The organism is Citrobacter sp. CK198 (assembly GCF_030333295.1).
Lineage (GTDB): Bacteria > Pseudomonadota > Gammaproteobacteria > Enterobacterales > Enterobacteriaceae > Citrobacter_B > Citrobacter_B koseri.
Map to the genome: position 1 here is coordinate 13,460 of NZ_JAOWGE010000030.1, position 15,146 is coordinate 28,605.

The following is a 15,146-nucleotide window of genomic DNA, read 5'->3' on the forward strand; positions in this document are numbered from 1 at the left end:
CGGCTTACTGTGCGGTAGGCTTCAGCAGGCTTGAGCCAGGCGTTTTGTGATCGTCCAGATATTGCTGCTGGAAAATGCACATACGAATGGTGTTGCGGTATTGGCCATTGATAAAGAACTCATGAATCAGTTCACCTTCAACCATAAAACCTAACTTACGGTAAATGTGAATGGCTTTTTCGTTTTCTTTATCAACAATCAGATACAGCTTATAAAGGTTGAGTACGGTGAATCCGTAGTCCATCGCCAGCTTCGCTGCGCGCGAAGCCAGCCCTTTTCCCTGGTATTCCGGCGAGATGATGATTTGAAACTCAGCCCGGCGGTGAACGTGATTAATTTCTACCAGTTCGACCAGACCGGCTTTTTCGCCGTTGCACTCCACGACAAAGCGCCGTTCGCTCTGGTCATGAATGTGCTTATCATACAGGTCAGACAGCTCGACAAACGCTTCGTACGGCTCTTCAAACCAGTAACGCATTACGCTGGCGTTGTTATCAAGCTGGTGGACGAATCGTAAATCTTCGCGCTCCAGCGGGCGCAACTTAACACTGTTGGCGTGGGTCATTTTGTGTCCTTACCGTCTGTCGCTCAACGCACTGTTATGGCGCAACGGTACGACCAGTACGACGATCCAGGCAACGCAGCGTATTCGGTTCCCAGTACGCGTTAAGGTTGGCGCTCTGCTCGCACTTGTCGCGGTTATCAAACGCGGCGTCGGCTTTGTCCCACTCTTTCTCCGTGCGCGTGTTCACTTTCTGGCGCAGGCTGCGGGTATCATTCCATTGTTCCTTTTCCATGGCTGCGTGTTGGCGGCTTTGCGCACTGTCTCCAGATTCAATGATCAGTTTGCTGGTATTCGCGAATGCGGAGGTGGTATACACGACAGCACCCAGCGCAAGCATTGCCGTCAGGCACAGGCGTTTGCTAAGTGTATTGTTCATGGTTAATTCCTTTCATGATAGAGGGATAAAACTTGTCTAAATTCTACACCATTCCTGGCGCAGGGCATACCCATCCTGCGGGTATGGATACGAAGGCGCTATTCTGGCGTATCATGCTTAAACCTGACGTAACGCAATGATGATGATGCTAAAAACAACACTTCTTTTTTTCATGACCGCACTGTGCGAAATCGTGGGCTGTTTTCTGCCCTGGCTATGGTTGAAGCGGGGCGCGACGGCCTGGCTGCTGGTTCCGGCGGGAGTCTCACTGGCGTTATTCGTCTGGCTGCTGACGTTGCATCCGGCCGCCAGCGGCCGCGTCTATGCGGCTTATGGCGGGGTCTATGTCTGTACTGCGCTGTTATGGTTACACTTTGTTGACGGCGTCAGACTCAGTCTTTATGACTGGTCAGGCGCACTGATCGCACTCTGTGGAATGCTGATTATCGTTGCCGGGTGGGGGCGCGCTTAAGCGCCTTATTTTGTGATCGATGAGCGATTTTTTGATCATTATACTTGTATGGTAGTAGCTCAGGTGTGTAAATTTCCTGCATCGCACAGAAGAGATGTAAGGAACAACAATGAAGATTGTAGGGGCTGAAGTTTTTGTCACATGTCCGGGACGTAACTTTGTCACGCTGAAAATCACCACCGAGGACGGTATCACCGGCCTGGGCGACGCTACCCTGAATGGCCGTGAGCTGTCGGTGGCATCCTATCTGAAAGATCACCTTTGCCCGCAGCTTATTGGCCGCGATGCGCACCGTATCGAAGATATCTGGCAGTTCTTTTATAAAGGCGCCTACTGGCGTCGCGGGCCGGTCACGATGTCTGCCATTTCTGCCGTTGACATGGCGCTGTGGGATATCAAAGCGAAAGCCGCCAATATGCCGCTGTATCAGTTGCTGGGCGGCGCATCCCGCGAAGGCGTGATGGTCTATTGCCACACGACGGGTCACACCATTGATGATGTGCTGGAAGATTATGCGCGTCACAAAGAGATGGGGTTTAAAGCGATTCGCGTGCAGTGCGGCGTGCCGGGTATGAAAACCACCTACGGCATGTCTAAAGGCAAAGGTCTGGCCTACGAGCCCGCCACGAAAGGCCAGTGGCCGGAAGAGCAACTCTGGTCAACCGAGAAATACCTCGATTTCACGCCGAAACTGTTTGACGCCGTACGTGCTGAATTTGGTTTTGAAGAGCATTTGCTTCACGACATGCACCACCGCCTGACGCCGATTGAAGCCGCCCGTTTTGGTAAGCGCGTTGAGGATTATCGTCTGTTCTGGATGGAAGACCCGACGCCTGCGGAAAACCAGGAATGCTTCCGTCTGATTCGTCAGCATACGGTGACGCCGATTGCCGTCGGGGAAGTGTTCAACAGCATCTGGGACTGCAAGCAGCTCATTGAAGAGCAACTGATTGACTATATCCGCACCACCATTACCCATGCCGGCGGCATTACGGGGATGCGCCGCATTGCGGATTTTGCCTCGCTTTACCAGGTGCGCACGGGGTCTCATGGGCCTTCTGATTTGTCGCCGGTTTGCATGGCCGCAGCGCTTCACTTTGATCTGTGGGTGCCTAACTTTGGCGTTCAGGAATACATGGGGTACTCCGAACAAATGCTTGATGTCTTCCCGCATAGCTGGACGTTCGATAACGGCTATATGCACCCAGGCGACAAGCCGGGTCTTGGTATTGAGTTTGATGAAAAACTGGCGGCGAAATATCCGTATGACCCTGCGTATTTGCCGGTCGCCCGTCTGGAAGATGGCACGTTGTGGAACTGGTAAGGAGTGATATGACATGAAAAGTATAGTGATTGAAAAACCTGACACGCTAGTTTTAGCGGAGCGTCCTATCCCTGAGCCTGCGGCCGGGGACGTTCGGGTTAAAGTGAAACTGGCGGGGATCTGCGGTTCTGATAGCCATATCTATCGTGGACATAATCCTTTTGCAAAGTATCCGCGTGTTATCGGGCATGAATTTTTTGGTGTGATTGACGCCGTGGGCGAAGGTGTTAGCCATGCCAGAGTGGGGGAACGCGTATCGGTCGATCCCGTCATCAGTTGCGGGCATTGCTATCCCTGTTCAATAGGCAAGCCCAATGTATGTACCTCGCTGGTTGTTCTGGGCGTACACCGCGACGGCGGATTTAGTGAATATGCGGTCGTTCCGGCAAAAAACGCGTTTACGATCCCGGATGCCATTGCTGATAAGCACGCGGTGATGGTTGAACCTTTCACCATTGCGGCGAACGTCACCGGGCAGGTTAATCCGACAGAGAACGATATTGCGCTGATTTATGGCGCAGGGCCGATGGGACTGACGACGGTTCAGGCGCTGAAGGGCGTTTATAACGTTAAAGAGGTGATTGTTGCCGATCGTATTGATGAACGACTGGAGATGGCGAAAGAAAGCGGCGCCGACTGGGTTATCAATAATGGACAGCAATCTCTGCAAGATTTCCTGGATGAAAAAGGGTTAAAACCGACGCTGATCGTCGATGCGGCGTGTCATCCGTCCATTTTACAAGAAGCCATCTCGCTGGCGTCGCCCGCCGCGCGCATTGTACTGATGGGGTTCTCCAGCGATCCTTGCCAGATTGTGCAGCAGGGGATTACCGGCAAAGAGCTGTCAATTTATTCCTCCCGTCTGAATGCGAATAAATTCCCGGTCGTTATTGGCTGGCTGGAAAAAGGTCTGATCGATCCCGATAAGCTCGTCACGCATACGTTTAATTATCACCATGTCACTGACGCGATTGAATTGTTTGAGAAAGACCAACGGCACTGCTGCAAGGTTTTACTCACATTCTCTGAATAATATTAATAAATGCGAGAGAGTGGTACGCATCTTACCTCTTAGAGATTGCCAATATGACTCAACAAAAACATGAACGGTCAACAAAAGATTTAATCAGAGCCGCCATATCCGGTTGGCTGGGAACCGCCCTTGAATTTATGGATTTCCAGTTATATTCTCTGGGCGCTGCATTAGTTTTTCATGAAATATTTTTCCCGGAACAGTCCGCCGCAATGGCGCTTATTCTGGCGATGGGAACCTACGGCGCAGGATATATCGCACGTATTGTCGGCGCGTTTATTTTCGGCAAAATGGGCGACAGTATTGGGCGTAAAAAGGTCTTGTTTATCACTATCACCATGATGGGGATTTGTACAACCCTCATTGGGGTTCTGCCGACCTATGCGCAAATTGGTATATTTGCGCCTGTTTTACTGGTGACGTTACGTATTGTTCAGGGGTTAGGCGCCGGGGCGGAGATCTCCGGGGCAGGAACGATGCTGGCTGAGTATGCGCCTAAAGGGAAACGCGGCATTATTTCCTCGCTTGTCGCAATGGGAACAAACTGCGGTACGCTGAGCGCAACGGCAATCTGGGCAGTGATGTTCTTTGCGCTTGACAGAGAACAGCTTCTGGCCTGGGGATGGCGTATCCCATTCCTGGCGAGCGTTGTTGTCATGATCTTCGCTATCTGGCTGCGTATGAACCTCAAAGAAAGCCCGGTATTTGAAAAGGTCAATGAAAGCGAAAATGCGCCAGCGTTAAATAACGCATCAGAAAACACATTGGGCGCCATGTTTAGCAGTAAATCCTTCTGGCTGGCAACCGGTTTACGTTTCGGTCAGGCGGGCAATTCTGGATTAATTCAGACATTCCTTGCAGGATATTTAGTGCAGACGTTATTATTCAATAAGGCGATTCCTACCGACGCGTTAATGATTAGCTCTGTCATTGGTTTTATTACTATTCCACTTTTGGGGTGGTTATCTGATAAATATGGTCGCCGCCTGCCTTATATTTTATTGAATATATCTGCGATTATTCTTGCGTACCCGATGTTGTCTATCATCGTGGATAAAACCTATAGCCCCGGCGTGATTATGACCGCGCTTATTGTTATTCATAACTTTGCCGTGCTGGGTCTCTTCGCGCTGGAAAACATTACGATGGCCGAGATGTTTGGTTCGCGTAATCGCTTTACCCGGATGGCGATTTCAAAAGAAGCCGGTGGCTTAGTCGCCGTTGGATTTGGTCCTGTACTGGCAGGTATTTTCTGTAATATGACCGATTCCTGGTTGCCTATATTAGCGATGATCATTGCCTATTCTCTTATCGGCTTAATTTCAGCGATTTTGATGCCGGAAGTGAGAGATCGCGATCTGAGCGTGCTGGAGGATGCAGCGGACCTAAAGGCGGCAAGTAGCGTTCAGGGTTCGGCAACACAGGTAGGGTAACGTCGCACAGGGCATGACCGGAATGGACAGGGAATGTTGAATTTCGGTCATGTTGTCACATAACTTTAAAATGATGTCATACCAATTGCAAAAAGCTTAATTCAAATCAAATCATACAACCCTACAGGCGTTACTCTGAGACGGTCCTGAATTCATTCATACAATAGGTCATACCATGCAAAACAAGCTCTTAACGGCTAAGGCTTCGCTTCCTTATTACGATCGCGCCAGACTGGTTCCTCGCATTGTGCATTTGGGCTTTGGCGCATTCCATCGCGCGCATCAGGGTGTCTACGCAGATATCCTCGCGGCGGAACACAACAGCGACTGGGGATACTGTGAAGTCAACCTGATTGGCGGCGAGCAGCAGATTGCCGACCTGAAACAGCAAGACAACCTGTATACCGTGGCGGAAATGTCAGCGGATGCCTGGACCGCAAGGGTTGTTGGGGTGGTAAAAAACGCGCTGCACGCGCAGGTTGACGGTCTGGAAACCGTCCTGGCCGCCATGTGCGAGCCGCAGGTGGCGATTGTTTCCCTGACGATAACAGAAAAAGGGTACTGCCACTCTCCGGCGACCGGTCAGTTGATGCTGGATCACCCGATGATCGCCGCCGATCTGCAAAACCCGCAGCAGCCAAAATCCGCGCCTGGCGTGGTGGTGGAAGCGCTGGCGCGTCGTAAAGCGGCTGGCCTGGCGCCATTTACCGTGATGTCCTGCGATAACATGCCTGAAAATGGTCACGTCATGCGCAATGTGGTTACTGCCTATGCCCGTGCGGTAGATGCAGAACTGGCCGCGTGGATTGAGCAACATGTGACGTTCCCGTCCACGATGGTTGATCGTATTGTACCGGCGGTGACGGCTGACACGCTGGATAAGATCGAACAGTTAACCGGCGTACGCGACCCTGCGGGTGTGGCGTGTGAACCGTTCCGCCAGTGGGTGATTGAGGATAATTTTGTCGCGGGTCGCCCTGAATGGGAAAAAGCGGGCGCTGAACTGGTGGCAGATGTTATCCCGTTCGAAGAGATGAAACTGCGTATGCTTAATGGCAGTCACTCATTCCTGGCGTACCTCGGGTATCTGGCGGGCTATCAGCACATTAATGACTGCATGGAAGATGAAAATTACCGCCTGGCCGCGCATGCGTTGATGTTGCAGGAACAGGCGCCGACGCTGAAAGTGAAGGGGGTGGATCTGAAGCGTTATGCCGACTTGCTGATCGCGCGCTACAGCAACCCGGCGTTGCGTCACCGTACCTGGCAAATTGCGATGGACGGTAGCCAGAAACTGCCACAGCGTATGCTGGACTCCGTTCGCTGGCATATCGCGCATAGCAGCCGTTTCGATCTGCTGGCCTTAGGCGTGGCGGGCTGGATGCGTTACGTTGGCGGCGTTGATGAGCAGGGGAATCCGATTGAAATTAGCGATCCGCTGCTGCCGGTTATTCAGCAAGCGATTCAGGGCAGTGAAGAAGGGGAAAGTCGCGTTCAGGCGCTGCTGGCCATCGATGCGATTTTTGGTAATGAATTGCCGCACGTTGAGCTGTTTACGAATAAGGTGAAAGAAGCGTATCTGTCGCTGCTTGCCAACGGCGCGAAAGCAACCGTTGCAAAATATGCGGCGAATATCGCATCAGCGTAATCTCTGCGTGGTTGTAGGCCGGATAGGGCCTGCAACGTTCAACATCATTGACTATTGTAGGCCGGATAAGGCGGTTACGCCGCCATCCGGCTTGTTTGTCAGCGGGATTACTCTTCGCTGAACCAGTCGCTGTTTTCCTGGCGGATAAGCTGAACGGACTCGCCAATCTCCTGTAGATGCACAGTCATGGCGCGTTCCACCGCGTCGGCGTCATGCTTTTCCAGGGCGGCAAAAATATCATGATGCTGGCGCAGCAACATTTCAGGCGGCGACACATGATCCAGACTCATATAACGCACGCGGTCGATAGTGGCTTTAATATTTTCAACCGTATCCCATGCCAGCTGGCAATCGGCAATTAATGCCAGTTTCTGGTGAAATTCATCATCAAGCTGGAAGAAATCGTTGAGCTGCTTGCGGTCAATGGCGATCCGCTGCTGGTGAAGGTTCTGCTCCAGCTGATAGCACTGGCTGTCGGTGATCATCAACGCCGCGCGACGAACGACCGCACATTCGATGGCCTGTCGGACAAAACACCCATTCTGCACCTGCGATAATGAAATCTTATTCACATAGCTGCCGCGCTGAGGGCGGATTTGAATCAAACCGTTTTCCGCCAGCTTAATAAACGCTTCACGTACAGGCTGGCGCGACACGTTAAAGCGCACGGAAACCTCTTTCTCGGAAAGCGGTGTGCCTGGCGCAATCAGACAGTGCACGATGTCACGTCGGAGAATGCGGTAAATTTGCTGATTTACAGGCTGCGTAGGATTGAGTTGGGTTTCGACGGTCATTCGTTCTTACTTTTTAGAGAGTTAACCAGAGTACTCTACCACTTTTTTGTCACTATCTATACCCGACCCGTGGGCCGGGTATAAAAATTAACCCCGATGAACGCTCAGTCCGGCAAAAGACTGCGTAACCGGCATCATTTCCAGCGTATTAATGTTCACATGCGCAGGCAGATTAGCGACCCACCATACCGCTTCTGTGACATCATCCGGCGTGAGCGCGGTTGTGTTCTCGTAGGTTTTACCCGCTTTGTCGTCATCGCCTTTAAAGCGGACGTTAGAAAACTCCGTGCCGCCGACCAGACCGGGTTCAATATCGGTGACGCGTACTGCCGTACCGTGTAAATCCGTGCGCAGATTCAGACTGAACTGGCGCACAAACGCTTTGGTTGCGCCATATACGTTGCCACCCGCGTATGGCCAGCTACCTGCGGTAGAGCCAATATTGATGATGTGGCCGCGATTGCGCTCCACCATGCCTGGCAGAACCGCGCGGGTCATGTAAATAAGACCTTTGTTGTTCGTGTCGATCATGGTTTCCCAGTCTTCCACGCTGGCTTTATGCGCGGGCTCAAGCCCCAACGCCAGCCCGGCGTTGTTGACCAGCACATCAATGTTGCGCCACTCTGCGGGTAATGACGCCAGCATATCTTCAATGGATGCACGGTTACGCACATCTAAACGAGCGATAAACAGATTGTCGCCCAGCTCATCTTTCAGTTCTTGCAGGCGTTCCTGGCGACGGCCAGTGGCAATCACTTTGTGTCCATTCTCAATAAAACGACGTGTAATGCATTCGCCGAAACCTGCGGTCGCACCGGTGACTAAAACGATCATCTCACTGTTCCTCAACGCTTTTTGTGTTGTATTACCATAGCACGCCATCTCTGTTCAGGGGTAATCCTCGTTAATGGGATTGCGGTCATTTCAAGGGAGACCTACTCTAATGAACAAATCGTTTGCAGGAGTGAAAAATGTCGTTAACGAATCCATTCTTTAGCCAGAGCGTATTGCCTTACCAGGCCCCGCGTTTTGATCTGATTGAAGACCGCCATTACCGCCCGGCGTTTGACGAAGGGATGCGGCAAAAGCGCGCTGAAATTGATGCGATTGTCCAAAACCCGCAGGCGCCTGATTTTGAGAACACGTATCTGGCGCAGGAGCAAAGCGGCGCGTTGCTCACCCGTGTGACAAGCGTGTTTTTCGCCATGACGGCGGCGCATACCAATGACGAATTACAGCGCCTTGATGAAGCCTTTTCCGCTGAACTGGCGGCGCTGGCAAATGATATTTATCTCAACAGTACGCTCTTTGCGCGTGTGGATGCGGTCTGGCGACAGCGGGAGACGCTGGCGCTGGATGCCGAGTCGTTGCGTCTTGTGGAGATTATCCACCAGCGTTTTGTACTTTCCGGCGCGCAGCTTGGCGATGACGATAAAGCGCAGCTCAGGAGCCTGAATACCGAATCCGCCACGCTGACCAGCCAGTTTAATCAGCGGCTGTTGGCGGCGAATAAATCCGGTGGGATGGTGGTTGATTATCGCCATCAACTGGACGGATTGAGCCAGGAGGAGGTCGCTCTTGCCGCTGATGCCGCCAGGGAAAAAGGGCTGGCGGATCGCTGGCTTATTCCGCTTCTCAATACCACACAACAACCGACACTGGCCGTTTTACGCGATCGCCAGACCCGTGAAAATCTGTTCAACGCCGCATGGACTCGTGCGGAAAAGAACGACGCCAACGACACGCGTGCGATTGTTCAGCGTCTGGTGGACATCCGTACCCGGCAGGCAACATTACTCGGGTTTGCCAGTTATGCCGCCTGGAAAACCGCCGATCAGATGGCGAAAACGCCTGACGCGGCGCTCGCTTTTATGCGCGCCATTGTTCCGGCCGCGCGTCAGCGCGCGCTGGATGAGCAGGCTGAGATCCAGAAAGTGATCGATGATGAGCAGGGAGGATTCACGACCCAGGCGTGGGACTGGGCGTACTATGCTGAGCAGGTACGCCGTGGAAAATACGCGCTGGATGAAGCGCAGCTCAAACCTTACTTTGCGTTAGATACGGTACTGAACGACGGCGTGTTCTGGACGGCAAACCAGCTGTTCGGCATTAAGTTTATCGAGCGCTTTGATATCCCGGTTTACCATCCTGATGTGCGCGTCTGGGAAATTTTCGATCATGATGGCGTCGGTCTGGCGTTGTTTTATGGTGATTTCTTTGCCCGCGAGTCAAAAAGCGGCGGCGCATGGATGGGCAATTTTATTGAACAATCCACGCTTAACGAAACCAGACCGGTTATCTACAACGTCTGTAATTACCAGAAGCCAGCGGCAGGGCAGCCCGCATTGCTGCTTTGGGATGATGTGATCACCTTGTTCCATGAATTTGGTCATACGCTGCACGGCCTGTTTGCGACACAGCGCTATGCGACGCTGTCGGGGACGAACACCCCGCGCGATTTTGTCGAATTTCCTTCGCAGATTAATGAGCACTGGGCGAGTCATCCGCAGGTGTTCGAACGCTATGCGCGCCACGTCGGGACGGGTGAAAAAATGCCTGAAGCGTTGCAGGAAAAAATGCGGCGGGCAAGCCTGTTTAACAAAGGCTATGACATGACGGAACTGCTCAGCGCCGCATTGCTGGATATGCGCTGGCACAGTCTTGAAACCTTTTCGGCATCGCAGTCGGTCGATCTCTTTGAACAGCAGGCGCTGGCGGCGGAAGAACTCGATCTTCCGGCAGTGCCGCCGCGCTACCGGAGCAGCTATTTCGCCCATATTTTCGGTGGCGGGTATGCGGCAGGCTATTACGCCTATTTGTGGACGCAAATGCTGGCAGACGACGGCTACCAGTGGTTTGTTGAACAGGGAGGGTTAACGCGTGAGAACGGACAGCGTTTCCGTGATGCCATCTTGTCACGCGGCAACAGTACGGACCTGGAACGCCTCTACCCGGCGTGGCGGGGTCATGAACCGCGTATCGAACCCATGTTAAAACACCGGGGTTTAGACCGCTAAGCGCAAGGGCGCTGCCTGAATGTTTATCAGGCAACGCTCTGATTTTTTGTCAATGTTAAGTAAGCCGCCGGGATACTGGTGTACAATGCGGGCTTCTTTTTATCCGGGGCCCCTGTTTTCATGTGTTCGTATTCTCTTCCGCTTTTCTCTTTGTTTGAGAAAAAACTTGTTGTGTCTGTGAATCAGAACTGATGAGAACAATGAAAATTAAACACCAGATGCTCTGCGTATCCTTATTTGCGCTCATCGGGTGTGGCAACAGTACGCTTTCACAGCTGGATATGCCTGCGCAAAAAAGCGCGCAAGTTGTGGTGGGATACTACGGGCGCGGTATTGATCCGATGATTCGGCAATATATGCGGGAAAAAGAGGTGACTGGCGTCGTTGTTGCTGTTATTCAGAATAATGGCCCGGCAGAATTTCACAGTTATGGGATAACCGATGATAAAAATCGTTATCCCATCACGCCAGATACGCTGTTCGCTTTAGGCTCGCTGAGTAAAGGCGTGACGGCAGAAGTGACGACGATGCTGGTGGATGAAGGGGTGTTTAACTGGACGGATACACTGGAAACGTTGCTTCCACAGAATACACCTTTAAGCCCTGACGCCAAAAATATTACGCTCCTCCAGTTGGTGACTCACACTTCCGGTTTGCCCCGGCAGCCTATGGATTTGCTGACGCTGGAAAACTTAATGCGCTATTTCAGTAACGGCGAGAACTTTTATACGCAACTGGACAGCGACGCCGTGCTGGGTTATCTCAGTGATTTTACTGCGCCGGACGCGCGCGTTCCGCAGTATTCCAACATCGGCTACGCCATCCTGGGGTATATTTTGCAGCGCAGAACGGGAGAGCCGATCCAGGCGCTGGCGCAACGCATGATATTTGAACCACTGGCGATGACAAACAGCAGTTATACGCCCATGTTATTGAAGGCATACCCGCGAAGAGCGCTGGGCCATGCTGGCGATCAGCCTAAGCTCATTACCCGTGGCCATCTGACGCCAGACTGGGTTTTTAACAAAAATATGATGGGGGCGGCAAGTTTATACAGTAGCGCCCGCGATCTGGCTAATTATGCCCGCGCGCATTTTACATCCACAACCGTTTCGGCCATCGATCTGGCTTTTGCTGAAGCCACACAGACTTATTATTATCGACAGAAAGAAGCAGCGAATATTGCGTGGGTGAGTGATGAGTTTTCTGCGCAAAAGATCACCTATCAGGTCGGATATATTGGTGGGTATTCCAGCTATATTGGGTTTGATAAAAGAAATCGCAACGCGGTAGTGGTTTTGCAAAATAGTTTCAACTGGAGTAATTATATCGGTCAGACGATCCTGACTCGCCTGGCGCAGCAGGGGAAGGGCGATTAAAGATGTTAAGTGCATTGCAAATATTCCAGGATTATTCACTTTTTTCCTTTATTACCACTTTAAAATCATAGCGTTATAGATTCTCCATTTCCTGGCTCGGCCTTCTATTAATAAATTGACATAAATTTGCTTTTGTACCGCTAGACTACGGTACATCAAGGATGTATGCCCAAGGAGCGGCAATGATTAAAAAAACGATAGAAATCGATACCATCTTGTTAGATCTGAACCAGTCTATTGATGCCCACTATCAGTGGCTGGTGAAAATGTTTCGTTGCACAGTGTCTGGCGATGTCAATCAACCCGATATTTTCGATATCAATTCTCACTGTCTGTGTCAGTTCAGCCAATGGCTAAATAATCATCCGGTACACGAACCTGAAGAAAAGGGCTTTGTTATCAAGATTATTATTGCTCATGAACACATGCATACACGAGGTCGGGAATTACTGCGGGCGATCGCGGAGAAACGTTCGGAAGATCACCATTTTGACAGCTTTCAGGAAGCGTTATTAGCATTTACCTCGGCGGTGATGGACTACAAAATATATCTGCTCAATATTCGCAGCAATATGGATATATTAACCGGATTACCCGGTCGCAGAGTCCTTGATGAATCTTTCGATCGTCAGCTTATTGATGCGCAACCGCTTAATTTATATTTGCTGCTTTTTGATATTGACCGCTTTAAATTGGTCAATGACAACTATGGTCATCTGGTCGGTGATAGCGTGCTGCGCACCCTGGCGTCGAATTTATCCGTCTGGACGCGCTACGATGAAACGCCTTACCGCTATGGCGGGGAGGAGTTTGTGATTATCATCCGTACAAAAACGGATGAACAGGCCTGTCGGGCAGGGTTACGTATCTGCCAGCTAGTGGCGGATAATCCGATTAACTACCCTGACGGAGAACTCTCGATAACGGTAACTGCGGGCATTACCCAGGCGCAGCAGGGAGAGCCGCTGGATGTCGTCATCGGACGCGCAGACAGGGCAATGTACCGGGGTAAACAAACCGGAAGGAATCGCTGCATGTTTATGGACAAAGATCAGCAAATCACGCGTGTGTAACATGAGCCGAACGGCACGCTCTTTACATAACCGGTTATTCACTGACATAAGTGTGCAAAGGGATGGAAACGCGAAACACCGGTTTTGCTGGTTTAGTTCTATGTTGTTTAACCTTCATTGATATTGTCTGTGTCAGGATGGTCAACGATCCGTTATCTGCGCAGGGAATTGCCTGATAACGCATAAGGTAAAAACACAAATCTATCCATGCAAGCATTCACCGCTGGTTTATCCGGCGGTTTTTTTTGTCTGTCTGCCGGGCGGGTAAAAAAATGGCCCCTTGTGCAGTTACGCTACAAGGGGCCTTGTCGGTGAGGAGCTATCTCCGTTCATTAATCATCCCATTTATGACTGAAATACGCGGCCAGAAAACCAGAAAATAAAATAATTCCCAGAACGGCCATGAAAACGTTCATATTACCCAGCATATAATGCCTCCTTTTATTTGTGTGTTTCCTCTCTTACCTTAATTCACCTCATGAGCACCCATAGTAGCAGATTAAATCTAAACAAATGCTGAATTAGGTGATTATTTCAACGTTAACGTCAGGATTTTTCCGGTATGGGATTTCAGACTATGAAAAAGCGTCACAAAACGATGAGGCAATGTGAATTTATTTCAAGAGTGATGAATTTTTCTCGGTTGTCAGTGAGCAGGTTGCATGTCATTTTTAGACGCATAGCCATCCAGAAGTCTAAACTTCAAATGATAAATTATCACGTCAGGCAACTAACGCCGGGTGAATAAGGAGATCACATGCAAAAACAACAGGCCCCGTTTCGCGCAGACATCGTCGGCAGTTTTTTACGCCCGGACACGATCAAACAAGCTCGTTTGCAATTCGCATGCGGCGAGATAACGGCGCAACAATTGCGCGCGGTAGAAGATGACGCTATCCGCACCGTTGTGGAGCAGCAGTGTGCCTGCGGGCTGCATGTCGTCACGGATGGCGAGTTTCGCCGCGCCTGGTGGCATTTTGATTTCTTCGATGGACTGCAAGGCGTTGAACGCTATGACGCTGAGAAGGGGATCCAGTTTAATGGCGTGCAGACAAAAGCGCACGGCGTGCGCGTTACCGGAAAACTGGGGTTTGGCGATCACCCTATGCTGGAAGACTTCCGCTATCTGAAAAGCATTAGCGGTGCAGCCGAGCCCAAAATGACCATTCCATCCCCCAGCGTGCTGCATTTCCGTGGCGGGCGCAAAGATATCGATGCTACCGTTTATCCGCATCTGGACGCTTATTTCGATGATTTAGCTACCACCTGGCGCGATGCGATTCATGCTTTTTATGAAGCTGGCTGTCGTTATCTGCAATTGGATGACACCGTCTGGGCTTACTTGTGCTCCGACCAGCAACGTCAGCAGATTCGTGAGCGGGGTGACGATCCTGACGAGCTGGCGCAGATTTATGCCCGCGTGATTAACCGTGCGCTGGAGGATAAACCAGCCGATCTGACGGTCGGGCTGCATGTTTGCAGGGGAAATTTCCGTTCGACGTGGATCTCTGAAGGGGGCTATGAACCGGTGGCGGAAGTGTTGTTCGGCACGGTGAACGTTGATGCGTTTTTCCTGGAATATGATAACGATCGCTCCGGTGATTTCGCGCCGCTGCGCTTTGTTCGGCCCGGACGTCAGCAGGTGGTTCTGGGTCTGGTGACCACGAAAAACGGCGAGCTGGAAAACCCGGAAGGGGTGAAAGCCCGCTTGCAGGAGGCAGAGCGCTATGTCGCAAAAGAGCAGATCTGCCTTAGCCCACAGTGTGGATTTGCCTCCACGGAAGAGGGGAATACGCTGACGGAAGCCCAGCAATGGGGCAAAGTACGCCTCATCACCGAAATCGCCAGTCAGGTCTGGTAAGTTGCCTCTCTTTGTTACACAGCGTTGCACATTCGTAATGCAACGCTGTTTCATTCTGGATCATTTTCCTCGTTGTATTTCCCGCCTTGTGGTTTCCGATTTTCTTTTTTCAGCCCTGTTGCCGGTTAATAAATTGATATTTATAGACATTTAAAAATCTGGCATCGATTT

At 51.2% G+C, this 15,146-nt stretch carries 14 protein-coding genes; 9 read left to right on the forward strand and 5 right to left on the reverse strand.

All coding sequences use genetic code 11. The features are described from left to right. Positions 1-4: 4 nt before the first annotated feature. Together speG and OGY62_RS08980 are read right to left on the reverse strand one after the other, a co-directional pair. Entirely contained in the window at positions 5-565 is a 561-nt protein-coding gene (speG, locus tag OGY62_RS08975) for a spermidine N1-acetyltransferase (RefSeq protein ID WP_012132451.1), read from the reverse strand. 34 nt (positions 566-599) lie between these two features. After that, positions 600-941 (reverse strand): DUF1283 family protein, encoded by a 342-nt coding sequence (locus OGY62_RS08980; RefSeq protein ID WP_012132450.1) that lies wholly within the window; start codon positions 939-941, stop codon positions 600-602. Between the two features lie 145 nt (positions 942-1,086). Between OGY62_RS08980 and OGY62_RS08985 the strand changes: the two genes are divergently transcribed. From OGY62_RS08985 to OGY62_RS09005, 5 genes are all read left to right on the forward strand, one after another. Continuing rightward, positions 1,087-1,413, forward strand: a complete 327-nt coding sequence (locus OGY62_RS08985) for a YnfA family protein (protein ID WP_200055884.1) — start codon at positions 1,087-1,089, stop codon at positions 1,411-1,413. A gap of 109 nt (positions 1,414-1,522) precedes the next feature. Further along, positions 1,523-2,737 carry a starvation-sensing protein RspA gene (rspA, locus tag OGY62_RS08990; protein ID WP_012132448.1) on the forward strand — a complete coding sequence of 405 codons (1,215 nt, stop codon included), beginning with the start codon at positions 1,523-1,525 and terminating at the stop codon, positions 2,735-2,737. Positions 2,738-2,750: 13 nt separating this feature from the next. Beyond that, a complete protein-coding gene (locus tag OGY62_RS08995; protein WP_012132447.1) occupies positions 2,751-3,770 on the forward strand; it encodes a Zn-dependent oxidoreductase in 1,020 nt (339 codons plus the stop codon). A 53-nt stretch (positions 3,771-3,823) separates the two neighbouring features. After that, a complete protein-coding gene (locus tag OGY62_RS09000; protein WP_286459612.1) occupies positions 3,824-5,203 on the forward strand; it encodes an MFS transporter in 1,380 nt (459 codons plus the stop codon). Between the two features lie 175 nt (positions 5,204-5,378). Beyond that, positions 5,379-6,851, forward strand: a complete 1,473-nt coding sequence (locus OGY62_RS09005; protein WP_286459614.1) for a mannitol dehydrogenase family protein — start codon at positions 5,379-5,381, stop codon at positions 6,849-6,851. A 107-nt stretch (positions 6,852-6,958) separates the two neighbouring features. Here OGY62_RS09005 and OGY62_RS09010 read toward each other — a convergent pair whose 3' ends face one another. Both OGY62_RS09010 and ydfG read right to left on the reverse strand, forming a co-directional pair. After that, positions 6,959-7,645 carry a GntR family transcriptional regulator gene (locus OGY62_RS09010; protein ID WP_012132443.1) on the reverse strand — a complete coding sequence of 229 codons (687 nt, stop codon included), beginning with the start codon at positions 7,643-7,645 and terminating at the stop codon, positions 6,959-6,961. An 87-nt stretch (positions 7,646-7,732) separates the two neighbouring features. Further along, complete coding sequence (gene ydfG, locus OGY62_RS09015) at positions 7,733-8,479, reverse strand: bifunctional NADP-dependent 3-hydroxy acid dehydrogenase/3-hydroxypropionate dehydrogenase YdfG (RefSeq protein ID WP_024130344.1); 747 nt, start codon at positions 8,477-8,479, stop codon at positions 7,733-7,735. Positions 8,480-8,616: 137 nt separating this feature from the next. On the opposite strand from ydfG, the gene dcp reads away from it, so the two are divergent. From dcp to OGY62_RS09030, 3 genes are all read left to right on the forward strand, one after another. Then, a complete protein-coding gene (gene dcp / locus OGY62_RS09020; protein WP_286459615.1) occupies positions 8,617-10,662 on the forward strand; it encodes a peptidyl-dipeptidase Dcp in 2,046 nt (681 codons plus the stop codon). A gap of 200 nt (positions 10,663-10,862) precedes the next feature. Next, positions 10,863-12,041: a serine hydrolase domain-containing protein gene (locus tag OGY62_RS09025; protein ID WP_286459617.1), complete on the forward strand. Its 1,179-nt coding sequence runs from the start codon at positions 10,863-10,865 to the stop codon at positions 12,039-12,041. Positions 12,042-12,223: 182 nt separating this feature from the next. Continuing rightward, the gene (locus OGY62_RS09030) at positions 12,224-13,114 is read left to right on the forward strand and encodes a diguanylate cyclase (RefSeq protein WP_047457159.1); all 891 of its coding nucleotides are present in this window, start codon (positions 12,224-12,226) and stop codon (positions 13,112-13,114) included. A 332-nt stretch (positions 13,115-13,446) separates the two neighbouring features. Here the strand turns inward: OGY62_RS09030 and mgtS are convergent, their stop codons facing one another. After that, positions 13,447-13,542: a protein MgtS gene (gene mgtS, locus OGY62_RS09035; protein ID WP_000901367.1), complete on the reverse strand. Its 96-nt coding sequence runs from the start codon at positions 13,540-13,542 to the stop codon at positions 13,447-13,449. Positions 13,543-13,871: 329 nt separating this feature from the next. On the opposite strand from mgtS, the gene OGY62_RS09040 reads away from it, so the two are divergent. Continuing rightward, the gene (locus OGY62_RS09040) at positions 13,872-14,975 is read left to right on the forward strand and encodes a cobalamin-independent methionine synthase II family protein (RefSeq protein ID WP_012132436.1); all 1,104 of its coding nucleotides are present in this window, start codon (positions 13,872-13,874) and stop codon (positions 14,973-14,975) included. Positions 14,976-15,146: the final 171 nt, after the last annotated feature.